Source organism: Rhodococcus sp. ARC_M6 (assembly GCF_022810305.1).
Lineage (GTDB): Bacteria > Actinomycetota > Actinomycetes > Mycobacteriales > Mycobacteriaceae > Rhodococcus_F.
The window spans coordinates 124,759-137,915 of the sequence record NZ_JALGQH010000014.1 but is presented as its reverse complement, the minus strand read 5'-3'; the positions used below and the strand labels follow the sequence as shown (position 1 = coordinate 137,915).

Annotated in this window: 11 protein-coding genes and 2 pseudogenes; 10 read left to right on the top strand and 3 right to left on the bottom strand. The window is 61.3% G+C overall.

Annotated features, from left to right (window positions below; genetic code table 11):
* Nucleotides 1–348 precede the first annotated feature (348 nt).
* On the bottom strand, nucleotides 349–1,788 hold the full coding sequence (locus MTX36_RS16570) for an ABC transporter substrate-binding protein (protein ID WP_243620813.1): 1,440 nt from the start codon (nucleotides 1,786–1,788) through the stop codon (nucleotides 349–351).
* A 338-nt stretch (nucleotides 1,789–2,126) separates the two neighbouring features.
* Between MTX36_RS16570 and MTX36_RS16565 the strand changes: the two are divergent.
* Nucleotides 2,127–2,249 (top strand): annotated as a pseudogene (locus MTX36_RS16565) (IS110 family transposase); the annotation flags it as partial.
* A 186-nt stretch (nucleotides 2,250–2,435) separates the two neighbouring features.
* Here the strand turns inward: MTX36_RS16565 and MTX36_RS29905 are convergent.
* Nucleotides 2,436–2,522, bottom strand: a pseudogene (locus tag MTX36_RS29905) (hypothetical protein); the annotation flags it as partial.
* 29 nt (nucleotides 2,523–2,551) lie between these two features.
* Nucleotides 2,552–2,968, bottom strand: a complete 417-nt coding sequence (locus tag MTX36_RS16560) for an ATP-binding cassette domain-containing protein (protein ID WP_279394696.1) — start codon at nucleotides 2,966–2,968, stop codon at nucleotides 2,552–2,554.
* A gap of 1,191 nt (nucleotides 2,969–4,159) precedes the next feature.
* Between MTX36_RS16560 and MTX36_RS16555 the strand changes: the two genes are divergently transcribed.
* From MTX36_RS16555 to MTX36_RS16515, 9 genes are all read left to right on the top strand, one after another.
* The gene (locus MTX36_RS16555) at nucleotides 4,160–5,407 is read left to right on the top strand and encodes an ABC transporter substrate-binding protein (protein WP_243620822.1); all 1,248 of its coding nucleotides are present in this window, start codon (nucleotides 4,160–4,162) and stop codon (nucleotides 5,405–5,407) included.
* Nucleotides 5,408–5,500: 93 nt separating this feature from the next.
* On the top strand, nucleotides 5,501–6,382 hold the full coding sequence (locus MTX36_RS16550; RefSeq protein ID WP_243620821.1) for a branched-chain amino acid ABC transporter permease: 882 nt from the start codon (nucleotides 5,501–5,503) through the stop codon (nucleotides 6,380–6,382).
* A gap of 3 nt (nucleotides 6,383–6,385) precedes the next feature.
* Nucleotides 6,386–7,513, top strand: coding sequence for a branched-chain amino acid ABC transporter permease (locus MTX36_RS16545; protein ID WP_243620820.1), 1,128 nt, complete (start codon nucleotides 6,386–6,388; stop codon nucleotides 7,511–7,513).
* Nucleotides 7,510–8,310, top strand: a complete 801-nt coding sequence (locus tag MTX36_RS16540) for an ABC transporter ATP-binding protein (protein WP_243620819.1) — start codon at nucleotides 7,510–7,512, stop codon at nucleotides 8,308–8,310. Before MTX36_RS16545 ends, MTX36_RS16540 begins: the two co-directional genes overlap by 4 nt.
* Nucleotides 8,303–9,079, top strand: coding sequence for an ABC transporter ATP-binding protein (locus MTX36_RS16535; protein WP_243620818.1), 777 nt, complete (start codon nucleotides 8,303–8,305; stop codon nucleotides 9,077–9,079). The genes MTX36_RS16540 and MTX36_RS16535 overlap by 8 nt, the downstream gene beginning before the upstream one ends.
* Nucleotides 9,076–9,651 carry an NADPH-dependent FMN reductase gene (locus MTX36_RS16530; protein ID WP_243620817.1) on the top strand — a complete coding sequence of 192 codons (576 nt, stop codon included), beginning with the start codon at nucleotides 9,076–9,078 and terminating at the stop codon, nucleotides 9,649–9,651. The genes MTX36_RS16535 and MTX36_RS16530 overlap by 4 nt, the downstream gene beginning before the upstream one ends.
* 2 nt (nucleotides 9,652–9,653) lie before the next feature.
* Nucleotides 9,654–10,799 (top strand): alpha/beta hydrolase, encoded by a 1,146-nt coding sequence (locus MTX36_RS16525; protein ID WP_243620816.1) that lies wholly within the window; start codon nucleotides 9,654–9,656, stop codon nucleotides 10,797–10,799.
* A 5-nt stretch (nucleotides 10,800–10,804) separates the two neighbouring features.
* A complete protein-coding gene (locus MTX36_RS16520) occupies nucleotides 10,805–12,379 on the top strand; it encodes a long-chain-fatty-acid--CoA ligase (RefSeq protein WP_243620815.1) in 1,575 nt (524 codons plus the stop codon).
* Nucleotides 12,376–13,155 carry an IclR family transcriptional regulator gene (locus tag MTX36_RS16515; protein ID WP_243620814.1) on the top strand — a complete coding sequence of 260 codons (780 nt, stop codon included), beginning with the start codon at nucleotides 12,376–12,378 and terminating at the stop codon, nucleotides 13,153–13,155. The genes MTX36_RS16520 and MTX36_RS16515 overlap by 4 nt, the downstream gene beginning before the upstream one ends.
* Nucleotides 13,156–13,157: the final 2 nt, after the last annotated feature.

Sequence of the window (13,157 nt, the reverse complement as noted above, 5' to 3'; positions counted from 1 at the left end):
TCCGAAGCTGACGAGCAAGAGCACAATGACGAGCTGGCCCAATTTCTTACCGATTGCGCCGATGTTCATCGATTTCGTCTCCTTCGGACAGCTAGCTCGCAATACACAGCAGTTCCTCGTATTTCATATCTTCGAACACAACCGGCCCCGCAGAATCTGAAACGACTCCCGGGTTGCCGGTCCGGCGCACCACAATAGGACGCCACGGTATCTGCGAGAAGCGATTTCAATTCTTTCTCTTCCCATGGACTGCGTTCATCGCCGGGCTTCGATTCCGCTGGCGCGGCCTCATGCCGCCCCAACTTGGACACCGGGGGGAGTGGTTCGGTTGCTGGGGCGGCATGCTGCCTAGTCTGAGATCCAGATCTTGTCGAAGAGTGTCAGCCCATCCATGCCAGGCTTTGCGTCGTGGACATTCGGTGCCCAGGTGACGAAGTTTGCGCCCGAACCCAACGGCACGATCGGCGCATCCTCGTTGAGAATAGTCTGCATTTCCTCGAATCCGGCCCGGCGATCCTCCGCAGTGGCGGCAGTCTGAATCTTGAAGATCACCTCATCCATCTTGGGATTGCCGTAGCCACTTACGTTTTGGCTGGATCCCGTCGTGAGCAGGCCTTGAAGCCGCAGGAGCGGGGCGGAGTCGGGTACCGCTGTGCCACCAACGCTCACATCGAAGTCGTGAGTCACATAGAATACTTTGGCAATATCATTCTTGGTCGCATTGGGCTGGATCTCAACTTCGAAGCCGACATTTTGGAGCAGAGACTGCATCGCCAGCGCCAGATCGATCGACGCCGGATCTGTCAGCGATGCGAACGTCAATTTTCCGTTGTATCCATCTGCTTTAGCCTCATTGACAAGCTTGCGGGCGGCCTCGACGTCCTGAGTAGGACCGGGGATCGACCCGTGCATGTTGGACCACTCTTGGAACAGTTCGAGTCCAGGGGAGTTCAGTCCGTCCCTGGCGCGTTGATTGATCACGGCAGGGTCGATAGCCTTCGCAATTGCCTGCCGGACCCGGATATCGTGGGCGGCACGGCCTTCCCTGATGTTGATAAGGCCGTTGTCGACCATGCTTACCGGCTCGTAGTAACCGGGGAACTCGGCGCGCATCGTCTCGATGGCCTCACCCCCTCTGAGATACGCCATCTGCACCTCGCCAGTCTTGAGAGCGTCGACCATTGGCTGTTCACCGTGAAGATCTACGAACTTGAGTCCGCCAATTCTCGGCTTCCCGCCCCAATAGTCCTCGCGTGGCGCAAGAACGAGTTCGACTCCGGGATTGACAGATTTGACGGTGAACGGTCCAGCACCGATCGGGTCGACAAATTTTCCGTCCTTGAACGAGTCCGGATGAGTAATCATGCCGAACCCTGAAGTCAGGAGTGTGGGAAAGTCGTTCCACGGATTGTTCAGGTAGTAGGTCACGGTTTGGGGGTCGGGCGTCTCCATGGATCGCACGTTCGCCCGGAACTGGTCGGTGTTTGTTGCGTTGCCCTCGGTCATGCGATTGGTGCTGGCAACAACGGCCGCCGCGTCCAGGGTGTCGCCATTGCTGAACTTGACCCCGTCACGAAGTTTGACGGTCCATGAAAGTCTGTCGGGAGCCTCGGTGATCGACTCGGCCATCTGAGGAACAATGCCTGCCGATTCTGGGTCCCACCGCACCAGGACGTCGTAAATTGCGGCCATTTCGGTGCCGCCGAGCCAGGCGGAGGTTCTGCCCTTGATCGGGTCGAGAGTATTGGTCAGTGCATGAGATGCATACGTCAGAGTCGCATTTTCCAAAGCGGTTCCCTCGGGTGACTGCTCGCCAATCACCTCAGCCCTAACGAGTTTCGGTGCGTTGCTGCTGTCAGATGAGCCGGCGGAGGAAGCGCATCCGGAGGCTATGAGCCCACAAGTCGATATGAGAACCAAGGCGGAAAGCGCCCGCCTTTGAATTATTCGCTTCATTGCCATCCTTCAGGGGTGTGTCAATAGACCTGGCGCGCGTTCACGCTGAGACTGGGAATTGGATGCAGTTGGCTCGCCGACCACCAAGCGAGACTCACGTCACGTACAGCACCGTAGCAGAAGTAAGTTCTTCCTGGAAGAGAAGATTGAAAGGCCTGTTAGCGGTCACGCTCTCGCTTGCCGTCATCGGCCGTATTCGACTCGACCCGAAAACCCAGGCCTACGTCGCGAAGAAGACCGGCGAAGGCCATTCGAAACTGGAAGCGATCCGGTGCCTGAAGCGCTATCTGGCTGACGGAGTCGCACATTTGCGCGACGACGCCGAGGTCATGGGTGATGAACAGAATGGAAACGTCGAACTGCTGCTGCACTTCTCGCATCAACTCGAGCATCTGCGCTTGTACCGTCACGTCCAATGCAGTGGTCGGCTCGTCGGCGATCAGTAGCTTCGGTTTACACACCATGGCGATCGCGAGCATCACACGCTGGCACATTCCGCCGGAGAACTCGTGCGGGTAGGCGCGGGCGCGTACCGCCGCGTTGTCGATTCCTACCGCATCGAGCATCTCCACCGCGCGCGTCCAGGCAGCTTCCGTCATACTCCGTCGTGCCGGCGTAGTACCTCGGCGATCTGGGATCCGACTGAGAAAGCGGGATCCAAACTACGCCGGGGTTCCTGGAAGGTCATCGACATTTCCGTACCGCGGACGTCGGCCAATTCGCGGTCCGTCAGACCGACCAGTTCCCGTCCGGCCACCCGGATCGACCCCGTTACCTTCGACGTCGCAGCCGGCAACAAGCCCATCGCCGCAAGCGAAGTCACCGTTTTTCCGGACCCGGATTCCCCGACGACACCGACAATCGACCCCGCCGGTATCGACAGATCGATTCCGTCGACGACGCGGGTCCATCCGTGGTCGGTGATGAAATCTAGCGACAACCCCTCCATGTGCAACACCGGTTCCGTCTCGGTGCGCGCCGATATCATGTGTTTATCGACATCGATACTCATGCAACAACTCCCGAACTGTGTGGGTCTGTGTGTCCATCGGCCGTCACGGGCCTGCCGCCTCTGTGGGCTTGCTGTGGACATGGGAATCGAAATGCCTAGCAATGTGCGATATTTCGCATCGCACATCAAAGTAGTCAGGTGATGAGGGGAACGTCAATAGTCGAAGGGCACGACTATCCGGTCGCTGCTGGGAGCTTGTGATGTCGATTCGGAACTTTGGTGACGGGATCACGGTGGGTAGGTGAACTTCGGAGAGTCTTCCGATGCAAGAGAATTCATGTTTGGTTCCGAATTTGATTTCCCTGAACTGTGAGTGCTCGGATCGATGAGTTTTTGGGCCACAGTAACTTCCGCTGATGCTCTCGCCCCGGAATTGCACTTGTCCTGTGGACGCTATCGAGTCGGAAAATCGTTGACCGGATTCATTTGCCGGATATCGGTGTCCCGGCCGACTCTGACGGATTTACTCAGTTACTCTCCGGGGCTTCATTGTTCGGAGAGGTCCGGTAGTCGGCATCGGGGGAGTGGGTTCCGACGGTGTCGGTCTCGATTGGTTCGCCTGACGCTGCCTTTACCGCATCGTCGAATCTGCCCACATGCGTCGATCGTGCGGGGATGCTCTCGATCATGTTCGGTAACAACTGGTTTCGTCAGGTGCGCGTGGGCACCTCTCTGGCGATGCACACAGAGTTTCGGCGACCTCGCGCAGCGTCGGACGCTTGCGACGGATCGGCAGTGCCTGGCCGGAGTTAGCAGATTTTGTCGGGGGTTGCACGGTATCGAATCCGTGTGCGCCCGATTTCGAATCTACCGAGCGGAGCAGGTGGGAATCTTTGTATGCAGAAATGGCCAAATTGACTGCAGATGTCGAAATATGAAGTCATATTGTGTACAATTTGGCGCTACGGGAGTGTGGTGCGTCACGGTTTCGGCCTTGCGTTGGCGGGAGTCGATGCACTTCGGGCTGTGTAACCGATTTGGCCTCTGCGATTGCGCGCGCCTGGTCGACTGTTTGGCAGAGCATTCCTCTGCACAGAGAAACTTGTGGGCATTAGTCCAGGTTGAATGACTATACTTTTTGCTTAGCGATCGCTAAGACGGTCTTGACTTGATGGCCCATATGCCTGTTCAATGCTCAGGACCACAGTTTTGGTGTGGGTCAGGTCACAACCCCGAAGGGACGTACTGAAGATGTTGAGGAAAGCTGTTCCAGCTCTCGCAATCGCCACGATGCTCACGTTGACTGCTTGCGGTGGGTCGGCCGGTGGAGACTCCGCAAGTGCGGATGGGGTCAAGACCGGAAAGGGCGTCAGCGATAGCGAGATCAACCTCGCGATCCTCACCGACTACTCCGGTCCACTGGCCCAGCCCGCAACATCCGGCTCGATCGGCTTGGAAATCAAGTTGGACCAGGTCAACGCCGCGGGCGGGATCTGTGGTCGTCAACTCGTCCTCCACAAGATGGACACCAAGTACGACCCTCAGGTCACCACCCAGCAGTACCGTGCCATCGCGAACAAGGTTGTGATGATTCCGCAGCTGATCGGTACGTCTTCCCTGATGGCGGTCAAGGACAGTATCGCGAAGGATGACCTCCCGACCTTCTCGGCATCGCTGAACACCGCTGCACTCAAGCTCGAGGATGTCGCAATCTACACGCCGCCCTTCGAGGTCGAACTGATCAACGGTCTGGTCTGGGCGGCACAGAAGGCCGGCGCCAGCGCTGCCAACCCGCTCAAGATCGCTGTCGTCGCGCCTGCGGACGAGTACGGCAAGGGATACGCAGACTCGGTCAAGTTCGCCGCGGAACGGATTCCCGGAGTGCAGGTCGTCGCCAGCCCGACGTACAGCCCCGCTGACAACGACTTCACCGCTCAGGCCACCGAATTGAAGAACTCCGGTGCCCAGGTAGTGGTTCTGGCCAACACCATGGCCCAGACTGCAGGCCTGGTGGGACAGTCTGCCCAGCTCGGTTTCAAGCCGATGTGGGTCGGTTACTCGGGAGCCTGGAATGCTGCGCTGGCCAAGCCCTTAGCGGGCTTGACCGACAACTTCTACGTCTCTGCCAGTTACGGCGCACTTAACGACGACGTCCAGGGCATCCAGGACATGAATGCTGCGCTGGCGCAGTACGCGCCGAACGAGAAGCCGAGCAACTTCCAGGTCGCTGGCTGGCTGAGTGGCGTTTCCACGGTCGCGGTGCTGGAAAAGGCATGTGAGAACAAGGATCTCACCCGTGAGGGTGTTCTGGCTGCGATGCAGAATCTTGACATCGACTTCGGCGGCATCCTGCCGGCGGTCAACCTCGGTACCGGTGACTCGATCGTCAGCTACCAGAGCCGGATGAACACCGTCAATGCAGAGGGTCTGCTGATCCCCACGACCGACTGGGCCGAGACCGATCAGGCTCGCGCCTGGGGCGAGGCAAACGGGTTCTGATCGACTCGTCAGGGTGCCCGTTGGTGATGAGGGCGGGCGCCTTGACGGTGTATCGGGTCAACATACTGTTCGACTAAAGGAGTAGAAGGGGCTATGGCGCTCTTCTTGCAGCTCGGCTTCCAGGGTGTCGCCCTAGGAATGGTCTACGGACTGATCGCTCTCGGGTTTGTGATCATGTACAAGGGCTCACACACATTCAACTTTGCCCACGGAGAGATCGTGGCGCTGGGCGCCTACACGGTGCTGGCCTTGATGGCCTTCATGCCCTGGGGGCTGGCGTTCCTCGTTGCGGTCGTCATCATGGTGGTCCTTGCCGTCTTGATCGAGGCGGTCTTCTTGCGCCGCATGGTCGGCAAATCCGTGACCACCGTTGTGCTTGCGACACTGGGCATTTCGATCATGCTTCACCAGGCGATCCTGATGATCTGGGGTGTCGGCACTCATGGCTCGGCCGGCCCCGTCGGTTCCGGCACGGTGACTGTCGGTTCCGTGGTGCTGCCGTGGAGTGGGATCGCGACGATCGGCACCTCCGTGGTGGTCCTCGCCGGGCTGGCCTATTTCTTCCAGAAGACTCCGTACGGCCTGGCGCTCCGCGCGACCGCCAGTCACCAGGAGGCGGCGCTCGCGCAGGGAATCGATGTGCGACGAATGTTCGCACTGTCGTGGGGTCTTGCGGCGTTCCTTGCCGTGGTGGCCGGTGTTTTCCTGGCATCCTTCCCCCGTGTCGTCTCGCCTTCCTTGGGTATCGTTGCGCTACTTGCTATTCCTGCGATCGTGATCGGCGGCATGGACTCGCTGGTGGGCGCGATCGTCGGCGGCCTGATCGTCGGCCTGATCCAGGTGATGGGGTCCTACTACCTCTCGGATATCGGTGGCGGCCGACTGCATGAGGTTCTGCCCTACATCGTCATGTTTGCCGTGCTCGTGGTCCGGCCCTACGGGCTCTTCGGCAGTAAAAGCATTGAAAGGGTCTGACCGATGACAACAACTCTCGAACCCCCCGCACCCATCAACGATGACACCGCCGGTGATCCCGCCCCTGTCGTGCGGACGAAGAAGCGAAGTACGCGCGTGTGGGTTGCCGTGTGGGTCGCGGCGATGCTCGTTGTTCCGTGGGTCGTGCAGTCCGATCTCTGGATGGGCGTCGGAATCTTCGCGCTGATTGCGGCAGTCGGTGCGCTCGGTATGCAGGTCATCACTGGATTTGCCGGTCAGATCTCGATGGGCCACGCGGTATTCATGGCGATCGGTGCGTACACCTCAGCCTGGCTGGGAGTCGATGAGGGACTCCCGGTCTGGGTGTGGTTGCCCGCCGCCGCTGTGGTTTCCGGACTCGCCGGTGGGGTGGTCGCTCCGGCGGCTGTGCGCATCCGTGGGCTCTACCTGGCTGTTGCAACGTTGGCCTTGCTTTTCATCGGTACGTATGTCTGGGAGACCTGGACCAGTCTGAGCGGTGGTGTCAATGGTCGGACGGCACCGGCGGTTGAAATCAACGGGCAGGACCTTCTGGACGGTTACTGGACGTCGGGAGGCGAGGAGATCCTGACCTCGTTCCAGGCGTGGTGGTACTTCGCGCTGGCAGTGCTGCTCGTCGTCACCGTGCTGACTTGGAACCTCAAGCGCTCGCGGCTCGGTCGGGCCTTTATGGCGGTCCGGGACCGGGATATTGCTGCCGGCGTCGCCGGTATCCCCGTGACCAGGACCAAGGTCGTCGCCTTCGTCATCTCCTCGGCCTTTGCCGGTGTTTCCGGCGCTCTACTCGTGTCCTACATGGGCTACTTCACGCCGAGTCAGTGGACGATGATGGTTTCCGTCGACTTCATCGCCATGGTTGTCATCGGCGGTATGGGAACGGTCGCGGGCGCTATTCTCGGCGCTTTCTTCATCAAGGCGATGCCGGAGATGGTCAACGTTCTCTCGCCGTACCTTCCGTTTGTCTCGAAGGACGCGAGCGCTGACGGCGGCGTCACTGCGCCTCTGCTCTCGCAGTTCCTGTACGGCTTCGTGATCGTGCTGGTTCTCATCTTCGAACCCAAGGGCTTGGTCGCACTCTTCAAGCGACCTATTGACTGGATCCGAGCCCGAATCTCCGGAGGTAGCAAATGAACTCGCTGGTAATCGAAAGCCTCAGTGTTCGCTACGGCGCAGCATCGCTGGCGCTCGAGAACGTGAGTCTCACGGTTCCCGAAGGCCAGATCGTCAGCCTCCTCGGGCCCAACGGCGCGGGCAAGTCGACGCTGATGCGTGCGGTCTCGGGTCTGCTCGGCGTGCACGGCGGCACGGTTGCCTCGGGCAAGGTCGAACTGCTGAGCAAGGACGTCACCAATGAGCGCTCGTCGAAGCGTGTCAAGGCAGGCCTCGCACAGGCGCTCGAGGGTCGACAGGTGTTCCCCGGACTGACCGTGGCCGAGAACCTCGCGAGCGGCGCCTACGTGCGGCGCTATCGCAAGGCCCAGGAACTCGAGGCGCGCGAGCGGGTGCTGCACCACTTCCCGCGGCTGGGCGACCTGATGGCGCGCAAAGCCGGCTACCTCTCGGGCGGTGAGCAGCAGATGCTCGCGATCGGGCGGGCGATGATGTCTGCGCCGAAGGTGCTGCTGCTCGACGAGCCGAGCCTTGGCTTGGCGCCGAAAATCGTTGCCGATGTCCGGGACGTGATCGTTGCCATCAACAAGGAAGGCACCTCCATTCTGCTCGTTGAGCAGAACGCGGCGATGGCGATGGCGATTGCCCAGTATGCCTACGTCCTCGAAGGTGGCCGCGTGGTCAAGGAAGGCAAGTCGGAGGACCTGCGGGACGACGCGGAAATTGCCGAGCTCTACCTGGGTGCGTCGGCAATAGGAACATCAGAGCCTGTGCGGGACAAGGGAATTGATACCGAAGGAGCGATCCAGCATGTCTGAGACGCGTGCAAACCTGTTGGAGATCGAGAATCTTTCCCTGAGCTTCGCTGGGGTGAAAGCTATTGACGGTGTGAGCTTCTCGATCGCCGAGGGCGAGTTGTTTTCCGTTATCGGTCCGAACGGTGCGGGCAAGTCCTCGTTGTTCAACTGTATCTCCGGCGTCTACGCACCGCAGTCCGGTTCGGTGCGCTTCGCCGGCGCGGAACTCCTCGGATTGCCGGCTCACAAGATCGCGAAGAAGGGCATCGCCCGGACCTTCCAGAACGTGGAAGTCTTCCCGGCTATGACGGTGCTGGATAACCTTTTGCTCTCGCGGCACAATGCGATGCGCGCGAGTGCCCTCGAGAACATGCTGTGGCTGGGCCGCGCGGCGCGCGAGGAGAAGGCGGCGGTGGAGACGGTGCGCGAGGTCGCGGCGCTGATGCAGATCGAGCATCTGGCCGACACCCCGGTCGGATCGCTGCCGCACGGCACACAGAAGCGCATCGAGTTGGCGCGGGCGCTGGCGATGGAACCACGGCTGATCATGCTCGACGAGCCCGTCGCGGGTATGAACCACGACGAGACCGCCGAAATGACGGAAACTATCGTGAAGGTGAACCAAGACCTCGGGGTGGCCATCCTGCTCGTCGAGCACGACATGAAGATGGTCATGGGTATCTCGAATCGCGTCTGTGTCCTCAACTTTGGTCAACGAATTGCCCTCGGCAAGCCCGCTGAGGTTATCCGCGACGAAGCTGTCGTCGCGGCCTATCTGGGAGCTGCATGATGAAAGACGGAAAATTTGTAATCTGCGCGATTGCGGGCAGCCTCCGCGCAGAATCGTGGAACCGCAAGCTCCTCCAAGCGACCGCGGCAATGGCGCCAGACGACGTCGACGTGCGGATCACGAAGCTGCTGGGCGAGATCCCGATGCTCAATGAAGACGATTTCGGCAACGAGGCCGAGAGTGTCCACGCACTGCGCGCCGAGGTCGAGGCCGCTGATGCTCTTGTGATCGCCACGCCGGAATACAACGGTGGCGTCCCCGGTGTTCTGAAGAACGCACTCGACTGGCTCTCGCTTCCTCTCGGACACTCGGTACTCGAGCGCAAGCCGGTGGCGATCATGGGCGCGACGCCCGGCCGCCTCGGCACAGCACGCAGCCAGTTCGAACTGCGTCACACCTTTGTCTTCTCGCGGTCACCGGTATTGCCGGGGCCCGAGATTCTCCTCAGCTTTGCGCCCAATCACTTTGACGAACAAGGCCGGCTGACGGATCCCATCGTCCTCGAACGGGTCGATTTGATGTTTACGCATTTGAAGAAGTACGCAAGTCTCAATGAATACGAGGTTGTCTAACCATGACCGGCGCTACCACCAGCCCGACCATCCACAAGGAATTTGTCAGCACCGAGTCCCCCGGCGCGAAGCGCGCGGGGGCCGGCGGCTACCCGTGCCAGGGCCTGTACTACACGCCGGCCGGCAAGAAGCCGCGCATCGCGATGATCGCTACGCACTACCAAATTGATTTCTCGGAGCATTACATCGCCGAGTTCATGGCTGCGCGAGGCATTGGATTCCTGGGTTGGAACACCCGCTACCGCGGCTACGAAGAGCTCTTCAACCTCGATCAAGCCCTGGTCGACATCGGCGTAGGCGTGCGCTGGCTGAAGGAGCACGCGGGCGTGGATCAGGTTATCCTGCTTGGCAATTCCGGCGGCGGCTCACTGATGGCGGCCTACCAGGCGCAGGCCACATCGCCGTGTATCCGTCCTGCCCGCGATATGGAACCCGCAGTGGGGATCAACGACCTCATCGCCGGCGATGCCTACATTTCCCTCGCTGCGCACGGCGGTCGGCCCGATGTGCTGACCGCCTGGCTGGACGCGGCCGTCGTCGACGAGAACGACCCGACACTGACCGATCCCGAACTCGACCTGTTCAACGCCGAAAACGGTCCGCCGTACTCCGAGGAGTTCATCGAGAAGTACCGCGCCGCGCAGGTTGCTCGCAACCACCGGATCACCGCCTGGGCTCAGGAAGAGCTAGCCCGAGTTACCGCCGCGGGCTACTACGACCGGCACTTCGGTGTCCCACGCACATGGGCGGATCCCCGAATGATGGATGCGACGCTCGAACCGAGCAGTCGACCGGAAGGGCAGTGCTATCGCGGGGCGACTCCGGCAGCCAACCGTGGCGACCGCGGCATCGGTGCCGGGAGCACGCTGCGGAACTGGCTGCACATGTGGAGCCTCGAAGAATCCCAGTGCCGTGCGGAAATGCACATGGAGAAGATCACCGTGCCGGCGTTGGTTATCAACCCCGACGGTGATTCGGGTGTGTTCCCGAGCGACGCGGACGCGCTCTTCAACGCCTTCGCAAGTGAGGACAAGTCGCGCAAGGATCTGCCCGGCGATCACTACTTCCAGGAACCTGGGACCCGCGCCGCAGTCGCCGACGTGATGTGCGATTGGATCGCGGACCGTTTCCCCAAGGCGCAGTGGTGAATACGATGATCGAGATGGATGACCTGGCACTTGCGCGCAAGCTGCACTGGGTCAATCAGGTTGCGCGGTATGCGTTCGAGCGCGGTGACCTTACGGCAATCGTGTTCGGTGACCGTCGGATAACCTGGGCGCAGCTTCAGAAGCGAGTAGTGGCAGTCTCGTCCGCCCTTGTCGAGCGCGGTGTGGGCCCGGGCGACCGCGTTGCACTGCTGATGGGCAACCAGGCCGAGTACATCGAGATCATGATCGCCGCCAACCGAATCGGTGCTATCGTGGTGCCGATCAACTTCCGGCTGAGTGTCGGTGAGGTGGCGTACACACTCGACAACAGCGGGTCTGCCGTCCTCGTCATGGACGAACAGGCGAGCACCACCGGAATCGCCGCAGTTGCAGAGGCTGCGGGTCCGGTGCAGGTCTTCCAGCTCGGCAGTGAGAGTACTAATGGCGCAACGTCATACGACGTTCTCCTCTCTCACTCCGGTCCGGGCGCACCGGTCGACGAGGTCGATGAGGCACAGTCAGCGTTGTTGATGTACACCTCGGGCACCACCGGACGGCCCAAGGGAGCAGTGCTCACGCACCGCAACCTAGCGGCGCAATCAACCACGAATCTCGTAGCGTTCCGCTTCGAGATGCATGACGAGGTCAGCCTCTGTGCCGCTCCGCTTTTCCACATCGGCACCATCGGCCTGGTGGCCCCGTCGATCCTGGTAGGTGCCACGATGGTCATCCTGCCGAGTGTCTCCTTCGACGCGGGTGCCCTGCTCGACGTCGCGGAACGCGAGCGAGTCACCTCGACGTTCCTCGTGCCCACGCAGTGGCAGGCAGTCTGCGACGAACAGGGCCGGAAGCCGCGGGATCTGTCCCGGCTCCGTGTCAGCTCCTGGGGCGCCGCGCCGGCCAGTGACACGCTGCTCCGCAAGATGGGTGAGGTGCTGCCGGGCGCGTCGAGCCTTGCGCTCTTCGGGCAGACCGAGATGTCCCCCGTCACGTGTGTGCTCGAGGCAAAGGACTCGCGCCGCAAGCTCGGCTCTGTCGGACGACCGGCGCCGGGCGTCTGGGCTCGCATCGTCGACCCCGACATGGTGGATGTGCAGCCCGGCGAGGTCGGCGAGATCGTCTACCGCGGCCCGGGGCTCATGACCGGCTACTGGAACAACCCGGAGGCGACGGCGCAGGCCTTCGCCGGCGGCTGGTTCCACTCCGGTGACCTGGTGCGGATGGACGACGAGGGCTTCATCTATGTCGTGGACCGCGCGAAGGACATGATCATCTCCGGCGGCGAGAACATCTACTGCGCCGAAGTCGAGAACGCATTGGCAGGTCACCCCGACGTCGCCGAGGTCGCCGTGATCGGCCGGTCCCACGAGACCTGGGGCGAGACCCCAGTCGCGGTGGTCTCGCTGAAGCCGGGCGCAGCGGAGTTAACTCTCGAAGCGCTGCGCGCGTGGGCAGGGGAGAGGTTGGCCCGCTACAAGCTGCCGACCGACCTTGTGTTGGTCGATATGCTGCCGCGAAACGCGTCGGGCAAGGTCACCAAGAATGCTTTGCGCACCACTGCCGATACGCTACCTGCGTGACCGTAAAGGAAAATTCATCTCCGAACCGTCCGCAGTATCCGATCGAGTCGGTCGATAACGCACTTCGGATCCTGCTGTTGCTGGGCGAACGCCGCAGCATCCGGCTGACCGATGTGAGTGAGTACCTCTCGGTGGCGTCGTCGACCGCTCACCGGTTGTTGGCGATGTTGCAGTACCGCGGGTTCGTTCGTCAGGTCGAGGGCTCGCGCGCTTACGAGCCGGGGCCCGCCCTGACGACGATTGCGTTCGCGGTTCTGCGTCAGACGGACGTTCGGGCACGGGTGCATCCGGTGCTCGAGCGTCTCTCGACGAGTCTGGGTGAGACGGTCCATCTGGCCCGGCTCGACGGGAACACGGTGACCTTCGTGGACTCGGTCGAGAGCGCGAGGGCGGTGCGTGTCGGGTCCCGCATGGGGATGACGATGCCGGCGCATTGCACATCCTCCGGCAAGGCGTTGCTCGCTGCGCTGGATGACCGAGCGGTGCGCGAGTTGTATCCCGAGGAGAAGCTGACGGGCCTGACCTCGCACTCGATCACCAAGCGTTCGGCGCTGCTGCGCCAGCTCGCGGAGATTCGCAAAGTTGGCTTCGCTACCAGCGACGAAGAGTCCGAGGATGAAGTTGCGTCGGTGTCGGTCTCGCTTGGCGAGTACGGCGGGGCGCGCTACACGTTGAACGTGTCCACGCCCAAGAGTCGGATGTCCGAGGTGACCCGTGAGGAGATTGCGGACGCCCTGGCCCAGGCGGTGGACGAGGTTGCAGCGTTCTTCCTGTGATC

Excerpts from the sequence above, each read along its gene's own strand:
- MTX36_RS16560 (WP_279394696.1), bottom strand. The coding sequence starts at position 2,968 with ATGAGTATCGATGTCGATAAACACATGATATCGGCGCGCACCGAGACG.
- MTX36_RS16555 (WP_243620822.1), top strand. The coding sequence starts at position 4,160 with ATGTTGAGGAAAGCTGTTCCAGCTCTCGCAATCGCCACGATGCTCACG.
- MTX36_RS16550 (WP_243620821.1), top strand. The coding sequence starts at position 5,501 with ATGGCGCTCTTCTTGCAGCTCGGCTTCCAGGGTGTCGCCCTAGGAATG.
- MTX36_RS16545 (WP_243620820.1), top strand. The coding sequence starts at position 6,386 with ATGACAACAACTCTCGAACCCCCCGCACCCATCAACGATGACACCGCC.
- MTX36_RS16540 (WP_243620819.1), top strand. The coding sequence starts at position 7,510 with ATGAACTCGCTGGTAATCGAAAGCCTCAGTGTTCGCTACGGCGCAGCA.
- MTX36_RS16535 (WP_243620818.1), top strand. The coding sequence starts at position 8,303 with ATGTCTGAGACGCGTGCAAACCTGTTGGAGATCGAGAATCTTTCCCTG.
- MTX36_RS16530 (WP_243620817.1), top strand. The coding sequence starts at position 9,076 with ATGATGAAAGACGGAAAATTTGTAATCTGCGCGATTGCGGGCAGCCTC.
- MTX36_RS16525 (WP_243620816.1), top strand. The coding sequence starts at position 9,654 with ATGACCGGCGCTACCACCAGCCCGACCATCCACAAGGAATTTGTCAGC.
- MTX36_RS16520 (WP_243620815.1), top strand. The coding sequence starts at position 10,805 with ATGATCGAGATGGATGACCTGGCACTTGCGCGCAAGCTGCACTGGGTC.